This window comes from Tolypothrix sp. PCC 7601 (assembly GCF_025677855.1).
Classification (GTDB): domain Bacteria; phylum Cyanobacteriota; class Cyanobacteriia; order Cyanobacteriales; family Nostocaceae; genus Aulosira; species Aulosira diplosiphon.
Map to the genome: position 1 here is coordinate 8311416 of NZ_CP064879.1, position 18478 is coordinate 8329893.

Consider the following 18478-nt stretch of genomic DNA (forward strand, 5'->3'; position numbering starts at 1 on the left):
CAAAACCAACCATCATAATACAGATATTTTGTTTATTAAAGCAGTACGGCACTCAATACGGTTCGGATAAGTATTTTGCATCTCCCTCGTGATTTGGGAAAAGGGGAAAGGGAAAAGGGTAAGGGTGAATTCAATCCTTTTCCCCTTTTCCCTTTACCCCTTAACCGAACTGTATTGGTACGCCAATAACCATACTATAGAATTGAGATTTAATTTGTATAAGTTAATCAGACTCGACTATTGATTGCAGGCGCTCAACCCCACACTTTATTCTCGCATTCTTGGAGCTTTTGTGATCAGGGGAGAGTAAAATCAAATTATCAGCGCTAAAAGCAGGAAGGAATAATCATACAGATGAGATTGTCTATAGCAAACATCAAATTGGTGGGTAAATAATATAAATAATCAACAATTTATTGTTCAAATAAAATAAGTTTAAAGAATAGGGAATACTATATATTTTTTAAACTCAATGATTAATGCCACTTACTTTGGCGATATTTAAATACCCGACTTTTTCAAAAAGTTGTTTACCTGTGGAATTATTGCCGGTAGCATCCTTAGCGTATGTCTAGGATTTAGAATAAGGGATGCGTTTGTGATGAAATTGCTGCCAAACCTGGACAAAAATATAAGCAATTTGAGACATTTCTTCCCTGGTTAATCCTGAATCTACCAACTGATGATCCTGCCAACGTGCTTTCAGGATTTTGTTGACCATTGCTAGTGCTGCTTCTGGGGTTGCATCTTTGAGCGATCGCAACGCGGCTTCACAAGCGTCAGCTAGCATGGCAATTCCCGTTTCTTTTGACTGGGGAATCGGGCCGTCATAGCGAAAATCTGATTCGTGCAACACTATTTCAGGATGATGTTGCTGTTGTTTCTGGGCTTCATTGTAGAAATATGCAATCAAAATCGTGCCTTGGTGTTCGGGAATAAAAGCCTGAATAGCACTAGGTAGCTTATACTGACGAGCCATAACCAACCCTTCACTCACGTGCTTTTTAATTATTTCCGCGCTTTTCCAGGGATCGTTAATCGCATCATGTTTATTCGGGCCTGCCATTTGGTTTTCAATAAACCCTAGGGGATCGTGCATTTTCCCGATGTCATGATAGAGAACTCCAGCCCGTACCAGTTCAACATGACAATGTAATGCTCTGGCTGCTGCTTCTGCTAGGGTGGCTACAAACAATGTGTGCTGAAAAGTCCCTGGAGTTTCATGGGCGAGGCGTTTTAATAAAGGCCTATTGGGATTGGACAATTCAGCTAAACGAATTGGTGTGACTAAATCAAATACAGTTTCTAGGTAAGGGCTAATTCCTAGGGCTAAGATGCTCCAAAGTAACCCAGCCAAACCATTGAGCATGGCTGTACCCAGAACAGCATACCAAAGAGGAGCGATCGCAGTATTCACTAATAAGTAAACACCTCCCTGGGTCAACCCAATTAAAATTCCCAAGGTAGCTAATTCCTCTCGCATTCGTGGTGCTTCTCTCCCCGGAAATCGCCATTGTCCCGCCATTAATCCGCCCAGAATTCCACTGGTGGCGCTAGGTATTAAATCATGCCAGCTCAGTTCTGTGCCAATTGAAAGTAATATTCCTAGCAACCCCATCACAGTACCGCCAATTGCCGAACCGTAAAAGCTACCCAGCAGTAAACCGATGGCTGGTAAGCCTGTAAATGATTTGGTCAAAAATATCAGCAACGGCGCACTGAGCGTGAGGAGAATGATTAAGGCATAATCGCTACTTCTTAACTTGGCATAAAACCGTCTTTCTACTAACCTAAACACAGCTACTGCTAATCCTACTATTGCTGTGAAACGCGTTAGCTCCAGCCAGTCGATGCTGCGTTGGCTCAAGCGAAAGTAGTCTAATAGTACAAAATCAGCCTGAGTAATTTTTTCTCCCGCCTTAACAATCGCCTCACCTTTTTGAATGCTGACTATTGTCGGTTCTACAGCTTGTGCTGCTTTTTCTGCAATTACCTTAGTTTGCTCAATATCTTTAATTAGGTTGGGAATAATTACCGTTGATAGCAATCGGTTTGCTAAAGGTTGCGCTGTCTTGGGAACAGAGACACTTACCTGCATTGCGATCGCAGAGTTCAAGTTATGAGCAGATAAACCTGGATAGATACCCTGTGCTAACATCCGCTCTAAAGTTTGATGCATTTGGATTTTAGCCTGTTGCCAATCTGCATCAGACAAATTCAAAAAAGTAGCATCGTAAAGGGTTTGAGGTTGAGCGCTGGTATTTTCGCTCAGAGAATTGAGGGCGGTAGTATAGCGCTGACGAGCTTGAGCGATCGCTTTTAAAACTTGAGATAAAGCCACAGAAGAGTTAGACTGTCGATAACTTCGCAAATTCTTGACTGCTTGCTGTTGAGCAGAATTTAAGCCAGTCAGATTGCTATTTTTCTCCAAGGTTTGCAATACTGTTTGCCATTGGGTTTCTGGTGCTTGTCGCAAGTAAGTTTGCGTGGCTGTGGACAAGATTGCAGTTCTAATAATAGGAAATTTTCCCAACTGATCGCGGCTTTGGTCACCTGTTGCTAATAATTGCTCAAGATGTTGTTTAATTTGCTCATTCACCTGTGAATCGACATCCCACACCGCCAATGCACCACTACGCGCTTCTCGGCGTTTTTCCGCTGTCGTTTTTACATCTTCAACATGGACTGAATTAGGCGCGGTGAGAGTTTGAGGCGCTACCTTTCCCACATCCAGTTTTGGTTGATTATAAAAACGGTAGCCTAATCCACTGGAGAGAGATATTACAACCAACACTAACATCCCAGCAGTAAACAGTCGGTTTTTCAGATAGGATTGCTTACCCCGAAATGTAGTTTGCCTGTAATATTTAGGACTTAACACAATTTTGATAACTTTTCAGTGATGTTGACGAGAATTTTTTGCAGATTATCAAACATTATCGCTCCTACTCAAGGATAGCTAAATCGGTTGATTTGTTCCATGTATAACATTAGGGGCTGCCACTGAAAAAATATACTATTGCTCCCTTGAGCATGGGAGCAGAGGAAGCAGAGGAAGCAGAGGAGGAAAAATACAATTATGACTTTCGCTTACTTAACTGAATAATTTAATTTATAGAAATCCCTTAGGGAAATTCAGCAAAAAGAATGCATCACATTTATAGCAGATTATTTACTACAACATTTCTCTAAATCAGCATTGACACAGATGCGTTACGCTAACGCCTCCTACATGGATTCCAAAATTAAACATCAGTAGAAATTTTTAATTTAATTGGCATTGATTATCTATGTAGGATGCGTTAATAACGCCTCCTACATGGATTCCAAAATTAAACATAAGCATCGTAGAGTAATAATACTTAAAATATCAAGACTTTGCTTAAGTAAAAATTAATTTTTTCTCTTTCGTTTCAGGAAGAAATTGAGTTTACTGAAATTTGTAGGAAAAAACAGACACAGCTTTCTTTGGCAGTTTACGCAACTACTTTGCAAATAACTTGAAGAATAGGATTCCAGAAAAATCAACATTTAATGCTGGTATCTAAAATGCAATATATGTAATTCACTAGGCTGATGAAAATGAAAGTTTATTTTGTGAGGAAATGCTGAGAGTAACTCTGATTACATTTTTATAGCTGCCGAATTAGGAACTATATAATGCAGACCTTCACTGTCAGTGAAATCTAAAAATGAACTTTAACTCGCAGAATGTTAGCTCAAAGCGTAAATCTAAAAATTTCAATAACCCAGAACGTTTTGTAGAGGGGTGGTATTGGGCAATTCCTTCTCATCATCTGCGGGTAGGTGAAGTAAAAGCTATCACTTTATTAGGCAGAGAACTAGTAATTTATCGAGGAAAAGACAAAAAAGCAATTACCTTTGATGCCTATTGTCCTCATTTAGGTGCTCATTTAGCTGAGGGTAAAGTTGAAGGTAATGAATTGCGCTGTTTTTTTCACCATTGGAAGTTTGATCGTGAAGGATTTTGTGTTGAGATACCTTGTTTAGACGCACCGCTTTCTATAAAGTTAAATGCTTGGCCTACTGCCGAAAAATACGGCATAATTTGGATTTGGACTGGAGAAATTCCGCTACAGCCTCTACCTTTTATTCCTGAGTTAGAACACAAGGAATGTGATGTGACAATGGTTTGTCACTTTGTAGCTAAATGTCACCCTAATGTGGTGGTAATTAATGCCATTGATACTCAACATTTCCATACAGTTCACAAGCTACCAATAGAAATAGTCTTTGAAAAAGAAGAACTCAATCAAAATGCGATTACTTTTAGCAATACTACAAGAGGTAACGAAGATTCCTGGCTAATTAAGCTGATTCGTCCTTTTTACAAAAATGCCATTACCTATAGTATTTGCTATTGGTACGGTAGCACTAGCATAGTTACAATTGGCCCCGATTTTTTGCACTTATATATCATGTTTACCTTACGCCTGCTTGACGGGGGAAAGGCTGAAGGGCGAACGATATTAATGATACAGAAACGTAAGGGAATTTTTGGTAAGTTGTACAATCGATTTATGCTATGGCTAGTTAATATTTTGGGTCAGGATTTTTTTAACGATGATTCTAAAATTTTTGAGACAATTAAGTTTGATTTAAAAACTCCACTCAAAATAGATCAGCCAATTATGCAATTTGTCAACCACCTAGAAAGGCAAACTGCACTGTGTTGGGGAACTTGGCAACCAGCGCGATCGCTCCGTGATGCAGAAATGAGAGACAATCGCGATAAATGGCGAGATGATTTTAATGACTAGCTATTAGCCAATACCGCAAAATAAACTTTCTCACGTATTGTAGGGTGTTGGATGCTGCTGAGTGGCGATCGCATTTACCTGAATGCACCCTACATCACATCTAGAAACCAAAATTGGTTTTGGGGAAAAGGTTAAAGGTTAAGGGTTAAAGGTTTTTTCTTTCCCTTTTCCCCTTAACCGCCAAGTATTGGATAAGAATCTATAAGAGCAAAAATAAACGTAATTACATTTACATTTATGGTTTGCATTTTTGTTTTTAATTATTTTTTAGGCTACCATTTACATAAAAAGAAGTGGCAAAGCCACTTCGTAATTCCCAGGTAGAACCTAGAAACGAGTATAACCATTCTAAAAACTCGAAATCGTATAAATTAACACTGATTTACAGTATCTAAATTTTCTAGTAAGCATAATTGCTATGCTGACTGAATATTGCGCCTACATCTTGTTTGGGTTGTCAAGGATATTTGACTCTGGACAATCCTGATAAGTAACTATGCAAGTTGAGGAAACTCCAAAAAATCAATTATTCCGTTCAAGTCCTTGACTGTTGACTGTTGACGGTTCACAGTTAACAGCCAACTGTCAACAGTAAACAATAGCAATGGAATATTTTTTACTTGGAAGTCCCTCAATGCGTAACAGCTGATCAATCTTCTGCTAAAATTTGTTTTTCCTTTGGTAATAAAGAAGTTTCTTCTACAGGTTGAACATTATTTAAGGGGTTAGCTGCAATCAAGTGAGGTTTGATAATTAAACTAACTCCGATTGACCAGGCGATCGCAACCATCCAACCTGCCAAAATATCGCTGGGGAAGTGAACCCCTAAATAAAGCCTTGTCCAAGCGATCGCCAAGACATATAAACCGCCAAAAAGCATAACTAACCAGCGCCAGGGTTTATCCTTGCTCAAAATTACTAAAACTACTACCAAAGTCATACTCGTCATAGCATGACCACTGGGAAATGCATAATCAAATTCCGGCGCACCAGACACCCATAGTTGCGGACGGACTCGATGCATTAATTCTTTAGCAGTGCGGTTGATGATCAAACTTCCGAATGCGGTGGTGAGTAAATAAGTTAGCGATCGCCATCGGCGCTTTTGCCAGAAGACGATGGCGATTGTAGTAAATATGGGTAATGCAGTCCAAAAAGACCCCCACTTTGTGAGGATGACTGCGATCTCATCCAATTGTGGTATGGCTTGAGAATGAATTGCCAGCAATATCGGCACATCCCAAGGAAAACCGCCTGCATTCTGCCATACCTTAACTGCCAAAAGTTCAAACAGCTGAAAAGGTAAATAAACTCCTATTAACAAGATTAATAAAGAACGCCAATGAGCTATAAGCAGCTTTTTAAGAAAATTTAGCGGCCAAAAACCTTCTGGATTAGCTTTATTTGTCCCTTCCATCTTAAGTACACTATGGCTGTCGATTTATAGTATTTTCATCTAAAGACTATTGTGCAGTCTACTACCTTAGTACAGAAAAAGTTATGGGAAAAGGGGAAAGGGAAAAGGGTAAGGGATAAAAACCTTTAACCCTTAACCCTTCACCTTTTACCCGCCAAGGAAACTTGGCGAACTAGTAAGACCAATTTGAAAAAAGAATGCGACAGATTGTAGGGGCACGCCGTGCCGCATACGTGTCAACTTAAGCTAAAAGCTATATAGGGCGGGCGTTGTACAAATACCTCGCGCCCTCATCCCCTAACCCCTTCTCCCCCAGGAGAAGGGGAATTAAATCTCTTGCTCCCCTCTCCCGCCGGGAGAGGGGTTGGGGGTGAGGGCGAAACCTTGCACAAGAGCGGGTTTCACGTTAAGTTGACACCAATGGGCGTGCCGTGCCCTCTGGAATATATTGATGCGTCGCGAACATTTTTTGATTTTGTATCACTGATTCAAGAAGCCAGAAGAATTGGGGGATTCTCCCCCAAACCCCCGATTGGGTGACGGTTGCGTCCCCCAAACCCCCTCCAAAATTATTGTTCGGTTTTTTGTTGAGTAATACCAATGGGAAAAAAGAATGCGGCGTTGCATATTTGCGGGATGAATTCAGACTTCTGGAAAAAGCTAAAAGTCGATTCTTTGCGCGCCAGTTGCTTCAAGTCGGCAGAGCCGCCCAACGCACTGGCTTGCCTTTGCGCCTACTCTGCGAGAACGACTTCTCTACGAGACGCTGCGCGAACGTCGAATGCGTGAGACAAAAATCATCCCATCAATCAGCAACGCCAAGAATGCAACAGATTGTAGGGGCACGGCGTGCCGTGCCATCTAGAATATATTGATGTGTCGCAAACATTATTTGAATTGGTATAACTTAAAAGTTTCAAAATTGACAACTTGAGGGTGAGTGCGATCGCGCTATATTTTGAGATGCGCTTTGTGCAGTTCACTCACCTGGGAATGAATCAATTCATGCTAATCCTATGACTAAATATATTCTGGCGTTTGACCAAGGTACTACTAGCTCGCGCTCTATTATATTTAACCGTGATGGCGATATGCTGACGGTTGCTCAGAAAGAGTTTACACAAATCTTTCCGCAACCTGGCTGGGTAGAGCATGATGCTGATGAAATTTGGTCTTCGCAAGTTGGTGTGGCGAATGAAGCCTTAGCGCGCATTGGTATTAAAGCCAGTGATATTGCAGCTATTGGCATTACCAATCAACGAGAAACTACTATAGTCTGGGATCGTAAAACAGGTAAGCCGATTTACAATGCGATCGTTTGGCAGGATCGTCGCACTGCTGCTGACTGCGATCAACTGAAAGCAGCGGGATATGAAACAACATTCCAGCAAAAAACAGGATTAGTAATCGATGCTTACTTTAGCGGTACTAAAGTTAAATGGTTACTTGATAATGTACCTTACGCCCGCGAAAAAGCCGAACGTGGAGAACTAGTATTTGGCACTGTCGATAGCTGGTTAATGTGGAAACTCACTCAGGGAGAACTCCACATCACAGATGTTACTAATGCTTGCAGGACGTTGTTATTCAATATTCATACTCAGCAATGGGATGAGGAATTGCTGTCCATTCTCAATATTCCCCGTTCCCTGCTGCCAGAAGTGCGGAGTTCGTCAGAAGTATATGGATATACATCTGAAGGGATTTTTGGTAGCCGCATTCCCATTGCAGGCATTGCTGGAGACCAACAAGCAGCGACATTTGGGCAAGCATCATTGCAATCTGGCATGGCGAAAAATACTTACGGCACAGGTTGCTTTATACTGCTGAATACAGGCAATCAGCCCATGTTATCCAAGCACAAGTTACTAACAACCATCGCCTGGCGCATCAATGGACGTACTGACTACGCTTTAGAAGGTAGCGTCTTTATTGCTGGCGCAGTTGTGCAATGGTTGCGTGATGGATTGGAAATTATCAAGCACAGTGAAGATGTTGAAGCCTTAGCAGCTAGCGTTCCTGATACTGGTGGCGTTTATTTTGTACCTGCATTCGTCGGTTTAGGCGCACCTTATTGGGATAGTTACGCTCGTGGTACGATTACTGGTTTAACTCGTGGTTCAACTAATGCCCATATTGCCCGTGCAGCCTTAGAAAGCATAGCTTATCAAACGGCTGATGTGATAGAGGCGATGCGCCAAGATTCTCAGCTACATCTGCGAGAATTGCGGGTAGATGGCGGTGCATCTCGCAATAATTTATTAATGCAATTTCAGGCAGATATTTTAGGTGTACCCGTTGTGCGTCCCAAAATTACTGAAACTACAGCCTTGGGTGCTGCTTACTTAGCAGGTTTAGCGATTGGTTATTGGGAAAGTGAAGCCGAAATTTTGCAGCAATGGCAAGCCGATCAATGGTTTGAGCCGAAAATTAGCGCTGATCATCGCTTAAGTTTACTAGACTCATGGCATCAGGCGATCGCGCAAACAAGATATCGGTAATTCGTAATTCGTAATTCGTAATTCGTAATTAAGAATTACAAGTCTCTAAGCCAGACGTTCGATTAAGCGATCGCCTACGCGTAAAGCATTGGCGATAATTGTCAGAGTCGGGTTAACAGCAGCACTAGAACGGAAGAAACTACCATCAACTACATATAAATTATCAATGTCATGGGTGCGGCAATTAATATCTAATACGGAAGTTTTGGGATCTTCACCAAAGCGACAAGTACCGCATTGGTGCGCTACGCCTTGCAAAGGTAGTTTTTTGCGGAAATAGAAGGAGGCGGGAATAATCCGTTCACCGCAACCAATCATTTTTAGTACTTGCGTCCAGCGGTTGAGTAGTCGGTTGTAGGCTTCGGTGTTGTTTTCGGTGTAATTTAACTGTACAGAATCATTTCTCAGCGTGACGCGATTGTTAGGATCGGGTAAATCTTCAGCAGTCAGCCACCAGTCTACCGAATGAGTTGCGATCGCTTCAAATGTATGTCGTTCTCGAAATGATAGCCCTAAAACCGATGGCGATTCTTGAGCAATCATATCAGCATTGACTTTGCCTAGTAATTGCACATGACCCATTGGATAATCATAATCTTCATCTCCCCAGTAAAAATCATTAATTGCTAGGGTTTTTTGAAAAGACGTAGGATTGGATTTTAAACTGACTCCAATAATCGCGCCATTTTGATGCTTCATGAAGTTGCGTCCCACCTGATCGGAACTATTCGCTAATCCATTGGGATGCTGATCGTTAGCTGAACGCAACAACAAAGCCGCAGAATTAATTGCACCGCAAGCAACAACGACAATATCACTAGAGAAAAAGTGAATTTCGCCGTTAATTTCAGCTTCTACAGCATTGACTTCTCGCCCAGAAGAATTTGTATGTAATCGATTTACCTTAGCTTTCGTGATCAGGGTGACATTATCATACTTTTCTGCTGGACGCACACAATTAACATCTGCATCAGCTTTCGCATCTACTAAACAAGGAAATCCATCACAAGTATTGCAACGAATGCAATTACTTAAACGACGATTAACTTCATTTAGCTTAATAGCAAGTGGTAAATAAAACGGATGATAGCCTTCTATTTTGAGCGAATCATGTATTTCTTGAATCCGTGGTTCATGTTGAATCGCAGGATAGGGATAATCTTCTGTTGCATTTGGTTCAGTTGGATCTAAACCTCGCTGACCATGTACTTCATAAAGCTTTTCAGCTTCAATATAATAAGGTGCAAAATCCCGATATTTTAAAGGCCATTCGGGTGAAATTCCACCCTTATGAATCACTTGCTCAAAGTCTTGTTCACGCCAACGAAATAGCGCCCCACCATAAACTTTAGTATTACCACCGACAAAATACCCTGTGCCAGGATGAATCGCATTTCCTTTTTGGTCATACCAAACTTCGTTAGTATGATAGCGGTCTTTTTGCACCACTTCCACCGTGTCCCAATTAGCTTTTTCACGCGGTAAAAAAGCACCACGTTCCAGAATTAGAATTTTTTTACCAGTGGGAGCCAAACGATAAGCAAGTGTACCACCACCGGCACCAGTACCAATAATGATGACATCGTAATGTGCAGTAGCCATGAATTTTATTCCAGTAAAAGAGAGAAAAAATTACTAATTCGTAATTCGTAATTCGTAATTCGTAATTAATGATTAGTCACGCAAAAATTACATTTTTTTTGGCAAACTACATGTACTATTTAATAGTAATCACCAATTGTTCAGAGTTTAATTTTAGCAATCTTGGAACAGACTCAACTGATAACCAATTACCAATTACCAATTACCCATTCCCCATTCCCCATTCCCCATCCCATCACATATCATCCATCGCATTATTAACAGCATAATTAGCCATTGCTTCAGTGCGGCGGCGGCTCATTTTCTGCTCATAAGCATCGTAGGCAATACATATCCAAATCAATGTCATGAAGAGAATATTTTTGTTAAAACTTTCTGCGCCATTAGGAAATAAAGTACCAGCGGGGATAATACCAAATGCCAAAATGATACTAAAAGTCATGAGAATTAATAGTAAACCTGTCCACCGCACCCAATAGTTAAGTGCAAATAATGCACCTACTAAAATTTCTGCTAAAGGTAGTAACCAAGCATAAGGAATTGCAATTAATGAAGGTAGCGGCCCTATCCCTTCCCATCCCGGAGGAATTCCTGGGCCAATTATTTGTAGTTTTTGTGTGATGACAGTTTGATAGAAACCGTTAGCAACATTAAAGTTGAGATAATTAGCAATCCCAGAAACGAAAAAGAAAAGCCCCATGATAATGCGATTGACGCTAACAGCAGTCCGCAGGTTAAGTAAGTATCTCATTGATGTACTCCTGAAGATAAAATAAAGTTGATTTCACGCAGAAAAGAAGGCTGAGAGCAAAGCTTATTGAGGAGGGGGTGCAAGTTGATTGAGTAGAGTTGGTACCCCTGTCCAATGCAGATTTTGCTGAAATTGCATAGGTTGAGCAGCGCGCCATACTAAGGGAGTAGCGAAAATTACTCCCGCAGCTAAGGTTGCAACCCCAGATAACCAAGGCGTTTGCCCTAGTTGCATATAAGAAGCAGGACGATGACGCTGGAATAATTCATCGGTAAGCCACTCAGTTGTAATTTTGCGATTATGAGCAGCGTTTGGTAATAGTTGTAAGTATGTGGCTTCCCGAATTAGATGGCCGGGTTGTCCTGGAATTTGAACTTTATTGAACAAGTTCGCCACACCTTCATTGAGTCCCAGTTTCATCAAAGTCCCGCGCATCTTGATTTCTACAGGAATAGGCGATTTTCCTTCGCGCTGATGCTGGATATTTTGCGCGATCGCAATTCCTTGTTGATAAGCTACTTGTGCAGTTGGTGGTTGAGGCTGATCGCTATCTGCAGCACAGTCTCCGGCGGCAAATACTTCGGGAAAATCTGGAAGTTGCAATGTCGGTGTCACCAGCAATCGCCCGCGATTATTTGCAACTGGTAAATTCATCAACAAGGGATTAGCTGTTGTTCCCGCCGTCCAAGCGATGGTTCCCACTTGCAAAATCTGCGTTTTATTATTTTGTTGATACTCAACACTGTCAGCTTGAATTTTGCTGACAGCTGCATCAAAGAGAAAATCGACGGGAATTATACGCCCTTTCAGCGCACGTTGAGCTGTACAACGCAAATGGCTATTTACATCCCCTTTGAGAATTTCTTTACTGCGGTTAATTAACACCACCCGAATTTCCGCCGCATCACCGCCTAATTCGTCGTACCAAATAGGCAACAAATCTGCTAATGTACAAGCTAATTCAATACCAGCAGGCCCCGCCCCGATAATAGCAACAGTCAGCAGTAGCCGCCGCCGTGCTGGATCTGAAGTTTGAATTGCTTGATGTAGACGGTGACGTAAGTGTTTTCTCAGTGCGATCGCCTGTTCTCCCGATGTAAAAGGCATGGCATATTCTGCCGCACCGGGAGTATTAAAGTAGGTTGTTTTGCTACCAAGTGCTAATACTAAGTTTCTGTAGTTAAAAATCCTACTTGATGTTAGAGTTACTCGGCTTTGCTCTAAATCAATTGATTTCACCGTATCTTGCACAAAAGTGACACTACTACTTGCTAGCAGTTCTTTGTAGCGAGGGTAAACTTGGGCGCTATGCAGTTCACCGCTGAGTAGTTCATACAACAACGGTTTAAAACTGAAGCGATCGCGCTGTTCAATTAAAATTACCTGATGTGTATATTTTCGCTGGCTAAGGTGTAAAGCTGTAAACAATCCAGCGAAGCCACCACCCAAGATGACTGTAGCTTGAGACGCTTGCTGCATAAGTTTATGAGTTGCTGCCTTGTGAACTGCTTTCAGTATCACGGTACGTAGCAACCCTTAAGTTATGAACACCTAAAGCTTGGCTGAGAAATTTAATGGAATTTCCGATTTAGTTTTCACGATTTTCTCAGCAATTTTTCAGATAAGGAGGGAATGGGGAATGGGTAATGAGTAATGAGTAATGAGTAATGAGTAATGAGTAATGAGTAATGAGTAATGAGTAATGAGTAATGAGTAATGAGTAATGAGTAATGAGTAATGGGTAATGGGTAATTGAGAAAATTACAGCGATCGCTCGAACACTTCACCAAAAAAAATTAGGATAGGCAATGCCCACCCTAATTTTATATATATTTATTTGGAAACATCTAACGGGCGGCTCACCACCCGTTCAGAATAAAATTCCCAGTCCCCAGTCCCCAGTCCCCAGTCCCCAATCCCCAATCCCTAATTACAACGGACGATAAACGCGATAGTTGATACTCGGAAAGATATTATCCATCAATTCGACTTTTTCTAACCAACCGCTATCAACTTTGCCAATTTTTACATCATCGTAAATTTTATTGAAGCGCATCAAGTGCGATCGCGTTCTTCTCACCGCATAAGGAACCATTGTTCCTGTCCGCATGATAAATGCCCAGTCGGAAGATTGTGCTAATAATAATTCCCGCGCTGCTTGGTTTAAAGCTTTCCACTGCAATTCATCTTCTGGTTCCAAGTGCGAAATTTCAATCATCCGTTCCGCCGCTTTGTGCAAATGGGGATAAATCCATGCATTGGTATCATTTAACCAATATTCATGGAATCCTTTGTAACCCCAACTCGACTGTGAAGGACGACAAACTTGTTGAGTCGGCTGTTCGCGTAAATAATCTGCTAAGTGCGTCATGGCATAGGTTTTTTGGTCATACCATGATTTACGGAACAAGTAATCAATAAACCAGGGGCCTTCATACCACCAATGTCCAAATAACTCTGCATCATAGGGCGAAACAATAATCGGCGGACGCTGCATGATCCCATGTAAATGTTCAGCTTGCCGTTCCCGATTATACATAAAGTTAGCGGCATGTTCTGCTGCTTTTTCTCTCGCCCAGTAGGGGTCATAAAGGGCTTTATCGGAAAGACCTAACCCACGTCCAGTAATTTTGTGATACTTGATGCCCGTATTTTTCCTCTGTCCGTTGGGCATGATGTAGGGCTTAATATACTCATATTCTGCTTCCCAGCCCAAATCTTTGTAAAACTCGCGGTATTCTGCTGCACCAGGATAGCCCACCTCAGAAGACCATACCTGTTGAGAAGATTCGTGATCGCGTCCAAAAGCAGCCACACCAGTTTCGGTAAAGATGGGGGCATAGGTGCCAAACCGAGGGCGGGGACGGGCATAAAGAATACCATGACCATCGGTGAGGAAGTAGCGCAACCCTGCATCTGCCAGCATCCGTTCGACACCTTCATAGTAAGCACACTCAGGCAACCAAATGCCTCTTGGTGGTTTACCAAAGGTTTCCTCATAGTGTTCACAAGCTACTTGAATTTGTGCCCACACAGCCTGTGGATACATTTTCATAAGTGGGAAATAGCCGTGGGTAGCACCACAAGTAATAATTTCCAGGTTATTTGTATCTTGGTACTCCTTAAAAGCAGTTACCAAATCACCCTTATAGCGTTCCCATATCTGACGCGCTTCATTAAACTCAGTAGCGTAATGTTCTGCTAAATACTTCAAATGTCCATTATGAATATTACGCTCCGCTTCTAGTTCGATCAGTTCTTCTAGTTGGGCTAAGTGTGCATCATAACGTTCTTGTAACAAGGGATCGCGGAGCATTGATACCAAAGGTGGTGTCATGCTCATCGTGATTTTAAAGTCGATACCGTCTCGCTTTAGTCCTTCAAATACTTTCAATAAGGGAATATAAGTTTCAGTAATGGCTTCATATAGCCATTCTTCCTCCAACACATAATCACTTTCTGGGTGACGAACGAAGGGTAGATGTGCGTGGAGAACAAGCGCGACGTAGCCTATAGCCATAATTATTCTGGGGTGGTACGTGGAAATTGAAGGTCGAGGGGTTTAGCAGAAATTAACAATATTTTAAGACTTTATTGGAGTTGTGACATTAATTAATGATTTTTTCTCTAGAAAATATCGTTGCACAACAAAATAATCGCTATCTCTACCACAAATTATGTTGTGTAGTGGCGAGAGACTGTTCGGTTCCTGTCTCATTCCGCCAAATCCTAATAATGTGGAATGAACAATTCTCACTGAGAATTACAAGTTCTAGCCCTCAGGTCAAACTACTAAATACATATTAAATATTGCCTGCATCAAAGCATATTGAGTCTTCAAGATGCCAGACTCTCTTAGCGCCAAATACTGATATGTTTTATCACCTGTAAGACTTTAGTTTGACAATTAATAAATAAATTTTATGGTTTGATGAGAATTGACAATTAAAATAAAACTGTATAGCTTTAAAGCTATTTACGCATTAATTTAAAAAGTTTATCGATTAGATCAAGTTCGTATAATTTTCCTATCAAGCAAGTAGTTGCATTAGGCAAGTGTTACGATAAAGCTATCCTATAATGTAAATCTTGCCTACAAAGTCTTTACTTTGTAGGTTTTCTCATGTTAATATGACCGTCATTAAAATATGCTAAAGCCTTTATAGGCAAGGTATTGCGCGTTTAGGCGCTTCATTCTTCACTGTCTTGGTATAAATCCTGTAACGCTTGCAGTTGTGTCTTACGAGCCACACGACGATATTTTTTACTCTCTAATTTTGGTTCGTATTGAGCCTGACCTTTGCCTTTAGTTTTCAACTTCAGTGTTGATTCAGGATCTGCTTGTTGTTGACGCTGAGTTTGATAGGCGATCGCATCAGACAAAAATTCCAAATAATGTGGATAGCGTTCCCAATCTCCCCGCACGGCGCAATCAGGTTCTTCTCGATGCAAACAATCACTAAACCGACAGCTACCTGTAGCTAACCTCGCTCTGGCTTCGGGGAAGTAATGAACTAATTCTTCGGGAGTACAATCAAGGTCAGGTTGGTTAAAACCGGGAGTATCAGCCAGTAATCCTTGAGTGGGCAATTCAAATAACTCTACGTGGCGGGTAGTGTGGCGACCACGAGCTAATTTACCCGAAACTTCACCGACACGCAAATTAACATTGGGCACTAGTAAATTAATTAAACTTGATTTACCAACTCCCGATGGGCCAGCAATTACAGTAATTTTATTATTTAAATATTCAGATAAATAGCCAATATTTATACCATTTTTTACACTAATAAATATTGGCTGATATCCCCACCCAACCAGGCGATCGCTAATCTCCTGTTGCATCTGTGGTGAAACTAAATCACTTTTGTTCAGGCATAACAGCACATCTAGATTAGTAGATTCCCCTTTCACCAAAAAGCGACTTAACTGATAGGGTTCCAAAGGCGGATCGGCAACAGCAAATACCAGCAAAAGTTGGTTGGCATTAGCAATTGGTGGACGGTCTAACTCAGTTTGACGAGGTAAAACATCAGCGATCGCCCCACGTCCCCCAGCCCAATCGGGTTCTTCAATAACGACGCGATCGCCTACCATTACCTGTTGCCCAATTTTTTTCAAGCGTGTTCTGCGGGTACAGAGCAGCATGGAGGGATAGGGGGAGGCACTGAAATTTTCATCTGATTTTTCCTCCTTGTCCCCTAAATCCAGCTGTACTTGATAAAAATTTGCCTGTACAGCTAGAACCGTACCGAGTAACTGTCCAGTAGCAAAATTAACTTCTCCTGTCATTGGGCGATCGCAGGACGGCGTACTAACAAGGAAAAATAACCAGCGCAATCTGCAATTTGTTCTACCTGATAGCCTGCCATTACCAAGCTATCAGGAACTTGCTCAATTGGCTCCCCAGGGTCTAGCCAAACTTCTAGCAAACTCCCTGGTGGCATTTTTTCTAGACGTAATTTTGTCCGCACAAAATTTATCGGGCAAGGAGTCCCGCGTAAATCAAGTTGAGCATCAGGAGATGAGAGAGAAGATAGCTGCATTACTTAAACAGATTACCCAAGAATCCTTCTAGACCACCTTTACCAGTGCGGTCTCCCTTAATTTTAGCGAGCTTCTCTAACAATTCTCTCTCCTCTGGGGTTACCTTGGTAGGAATATCAATTAGTACCGTCAGCAGATGGTCACCCCGGCTCACAGGATTACCCAAGCGTGGGACACCACGATTTTCTAACTTCATCACTGTATTCGGCTGGGTTCCAGGGGGGATGATTAATTCCACTGGCCCATCTACCGTATCTACTTCTAAACGGCAGCCTAAAATTGCTTGCAGGTAACTAACTTTAATTTCCGAAAGAATGTTAATGCCATCCCGATGAAATTCTTCGTCTTCATTCACGAATAAGTAGACGTATAAATCTCCTGGGGGGCCTCCTCTTTGTCCTGCATCTCCTTCTTGAGAGATTCGCAAGCGCGTACCATTATCCACACCAGCGGGAATGGTAATTTTGAGTTTTTTGGTGATTTGATTTGTACCCTTACCATCACAAGCTTCACATTTATCTTCAATCACCATCCCCGTACCATTACAGGTAGGACAAGTTGAAACTTGGGTAAAACTGCCAAAAGGTGTTCTAGTTACACGACGTACTTGACCAGAACCGCTACAAGTCGAACAAGTCCGCGGCCGAGTTCCCGGTTTTGCACCAGAACCGCTACAGATATCACAGGTTTCTAGATGAGAGATGCGAATTTCTTTTTCTCCGCCAAATACCGCTTCTCTAAAATCTAACTTCAGGTCTAAGCGCAGGTCATCACCTCGTACAGGCCCACTGCGTCTTCTTTGTGTTTGACCACCCATTCCACCAGCAAAGCCGCTGAAAATGCTTTCAAAGATATCAGCAAAGCCTTCACTTACATCTTGGAAGCCAGCAGATCCACCAGAGACTCCGGCTTCACCAAAACGGTTATAACGTTCTCTGATTTCTGGCTCAGAAAGTATTTCATAAGCATGATTAATTTCCTTAAACCGCTCCTCTGCTCCCGGTTCTTTGTTCACGTCTGGGTGATACTTCCGGGCTAGGCGGCGGTAGGCTTGTTTGATTTCTTCTTTGTCGGCGTCACGAGAGACACCCAGAATTTCATAATAGTCGCGGGCCATATAGCAAAGGTAAAAGTTAGAAGGAAGAAAGCAGAAGAGCCTATGCTGTAAACGGGTTTCCTGGCTTGTTGAAAGGAGGTATTCCCGCAGGTTAGCACATGGCATGGTAGAAGCAAGAGGGCGAAAGGTAGAAGTTAATTTTTGTTAATAATTGATTTTACCTTTTCCCCTTTACAAAAATCACCAGCATATATTTAGCAACAGGTGCTTTGATCGTGGAAGACAATCAAAGCGATGGAAATGATGAGCAAAGCAAATTTCTGCTCTCTTTTCTCATTGCCTGAGGCTGTCTCTTTTACAATTGTGCTACCTAGATAGGAAAAACCCCGCCATCTACCAGAGGGGCTACCCGCACTAATAGGTGTGGAAAACCCCCCATCTGCATTTTGGTATCTGTGCTGGGACACCTTCTAGCCCACGGCAATTCGCTTCTACAATCTAGCAAAATTTGGTCTTAGGGACTAGGGGCTAGGGATTAGGGACTGGAAAATACCTTTCTTAATTAATTGCTGATATCAATACCCATTACTTAATAGCCAATTTCTCATACTCAATATTTAATTGCGCTTCATGTGAATTTAAAAACGCCTATGAAGACATAAGAGTTTCTAAGTTAGCTTTTAGTCTGATTTTTGTTTCTATCTACAAAACTACAAACTTTCACGGCTAAATTCGCATTAGAAGTTAATCTGTAATTTCTCAGAGTTAGTAATTAATTGTCTGTCGCCTTTTTTCTATTGCCAATTCCCTGTCTCCAATCCC

At 41.7% G+C, this 18478-nt stretch carries 11 protein-coding genes; 2 read left to right on the top strand and 9 right to left on the bottom strand.

The genetic code is table 11. The annotated features are described in order from the left end of the window. Window positions 1-571: 571 nt before the first annotated feature. Entirely contained in the window at window positions 572-2881 is a 2310-nt protein-coding gene (locus HG267_RS33675; RefSeq protein WP_235623129.1) for an HD family phosphohydrolase, read from the bottom strand. An 811-nt stretch (window positions 2882-3692) separates the two neighbouring features. On the opposite strand from HG267_RS33675, the gene HG267_RS33680 reads away from it, so the two are divergent. Beyond that, window positions 3693-4781 carry an aromatic ring-hydroxylating oxygenase subunit alpha gene (locus tag HG267_RS33680; RefSeq protein ID WP_045874055.1) on the top strand — a complete coding sequence of 363 codons (1089 nt, stop codon included), beginning with the start codon at window positions 3693-3695 and terminating at the stop codon, window positions 4779-4781. A gap of 649 nt (window positions 4782-5430) precedes the next feature. On the opposite strand, the gene HG267_RS33685 is transcribed toward HG267_RS33680, so the two are convergent. Beyond that, complete coding sequence (locus HG267_RS33685; protein ID WP_045874056.1) at window positions 5431-6198, bottom strand: phosphatase PAP2 family protein; 768 nt, start codon at window positions 6196-6198, stop codon at window positions 5431-5433. A 1016-nt stretch (window positions 6199-7214) separates the two neighbouring features. Here HG267_RS33685 and glpK point away from each other — a divergent pair. Beyond that, on the top strand, window positions 7215-8699 hold the full coding sequence (glpK, locus tag HG267_RS33690) for a glycerol kinase GlpK (RefSeq protein WP_045874057.1): 1485 nt from the start codon (window positions 7215-7217) through the stop codon (window positions 8697-8699). A gap of 45 nt (window positions 8700-8744) precedes the next feature. Here glpK and HG267_RS33695 read toward each other — a convergent pair whose 3' ends face one another. The 7 genes from HG267_RS33695 to dnaJ form a co-directional block, all read right to left on the bottom strand. Beyond that, window positions 8745-10301 (bottom strand): GMC oxidoreductase, encoded by a 1557-nt coding sequence (locus tag HG267_RS33695; protein ID WP_045874058.1) that lies wholly within the window; start codon window positions 10299-10301, stop codon window positions 8745-8747. 235 nt (window positions 10302-10536) lie between these two features. Further along, window positions 10537-11052 carry a DoxX family membrane protein gene (locus tag HG267_RS33700; protein ID WP_045874059.1) on the bottom strand — a complete coding sequence of 172 codons (516 nt, stop codon included), beginning with the start codon at window positions 11050-11052 and terminating at the stop codon, window positions 10537-10539. A 63-nt stretch (window positions 11053-11115) separates the two neighbouring features. Then, window positions 11116-12531: an NAD(P)/FAD-dependent oxidoreductase gene (locus HG267_RS33705; RefSeq protein WP_045874060.1), complete on the bottom strand. Its 1416-nt coding sequence runs from the start codon at window positions 12529-12531 to the stop codon at window positions 11116-11118. A gap of 451 nt (window positions 12532-12982) precedes the next feature. Next, window positions 12983-14572 (bottom strand): glycoside hydrolase family 57 protein, encoded by a 1590-nt coding sequence (locus HG267_RS33710; protein WP_045874061.1) that lies wholly within the window; start codon window positions 14570-14572, stop codon window positions 12983-12985. A 671-nt stretch (window positions 14573-15243) separates the two neighbouring features. Then, entirely contained in the window at window positions 15244-16344 is a 1101-nt protein-coding gene (gene rsgA / locus HG267_RS33715; protein ID WP_045874062.1) for a small ribosomal subunit biogenesis GTPase RsgA, read from the bottom strand. Beyond that, window positions 16341-16598: a sulfurtransferase TusA family protein gene (locus tag HG267_RS33720; protein WP_045874063.1), complete on the bottom strand. Its 258-nt coding sequence runs from the start codon at window positions 16596-16598 to the stop codon at window positions 16341-16343. The genes rsgA and HG267_RS33720 overlap by 4 nt, the downstream gene beginning before the upstream one ends. Further along, the gene (dnaJ, locus tag HG267_RS33725) at window positions 16598-17716 is read right to left on the bottom strand and encodes a molecular chaperone DnaJ (protein ID WP_045874064.1); all 1119 of its coding nucleotides are present in this window, start codon (window positions 17714-17716) and stop codon (window positions 16598-16600) included. The genes HG267_RS33720 and dnaJ overlap by 1 nt, the downstream gene beginning before the upstream one ends. Between the last annotated feature and the right edge of the window lie 762 nt (window positions 17717-18478).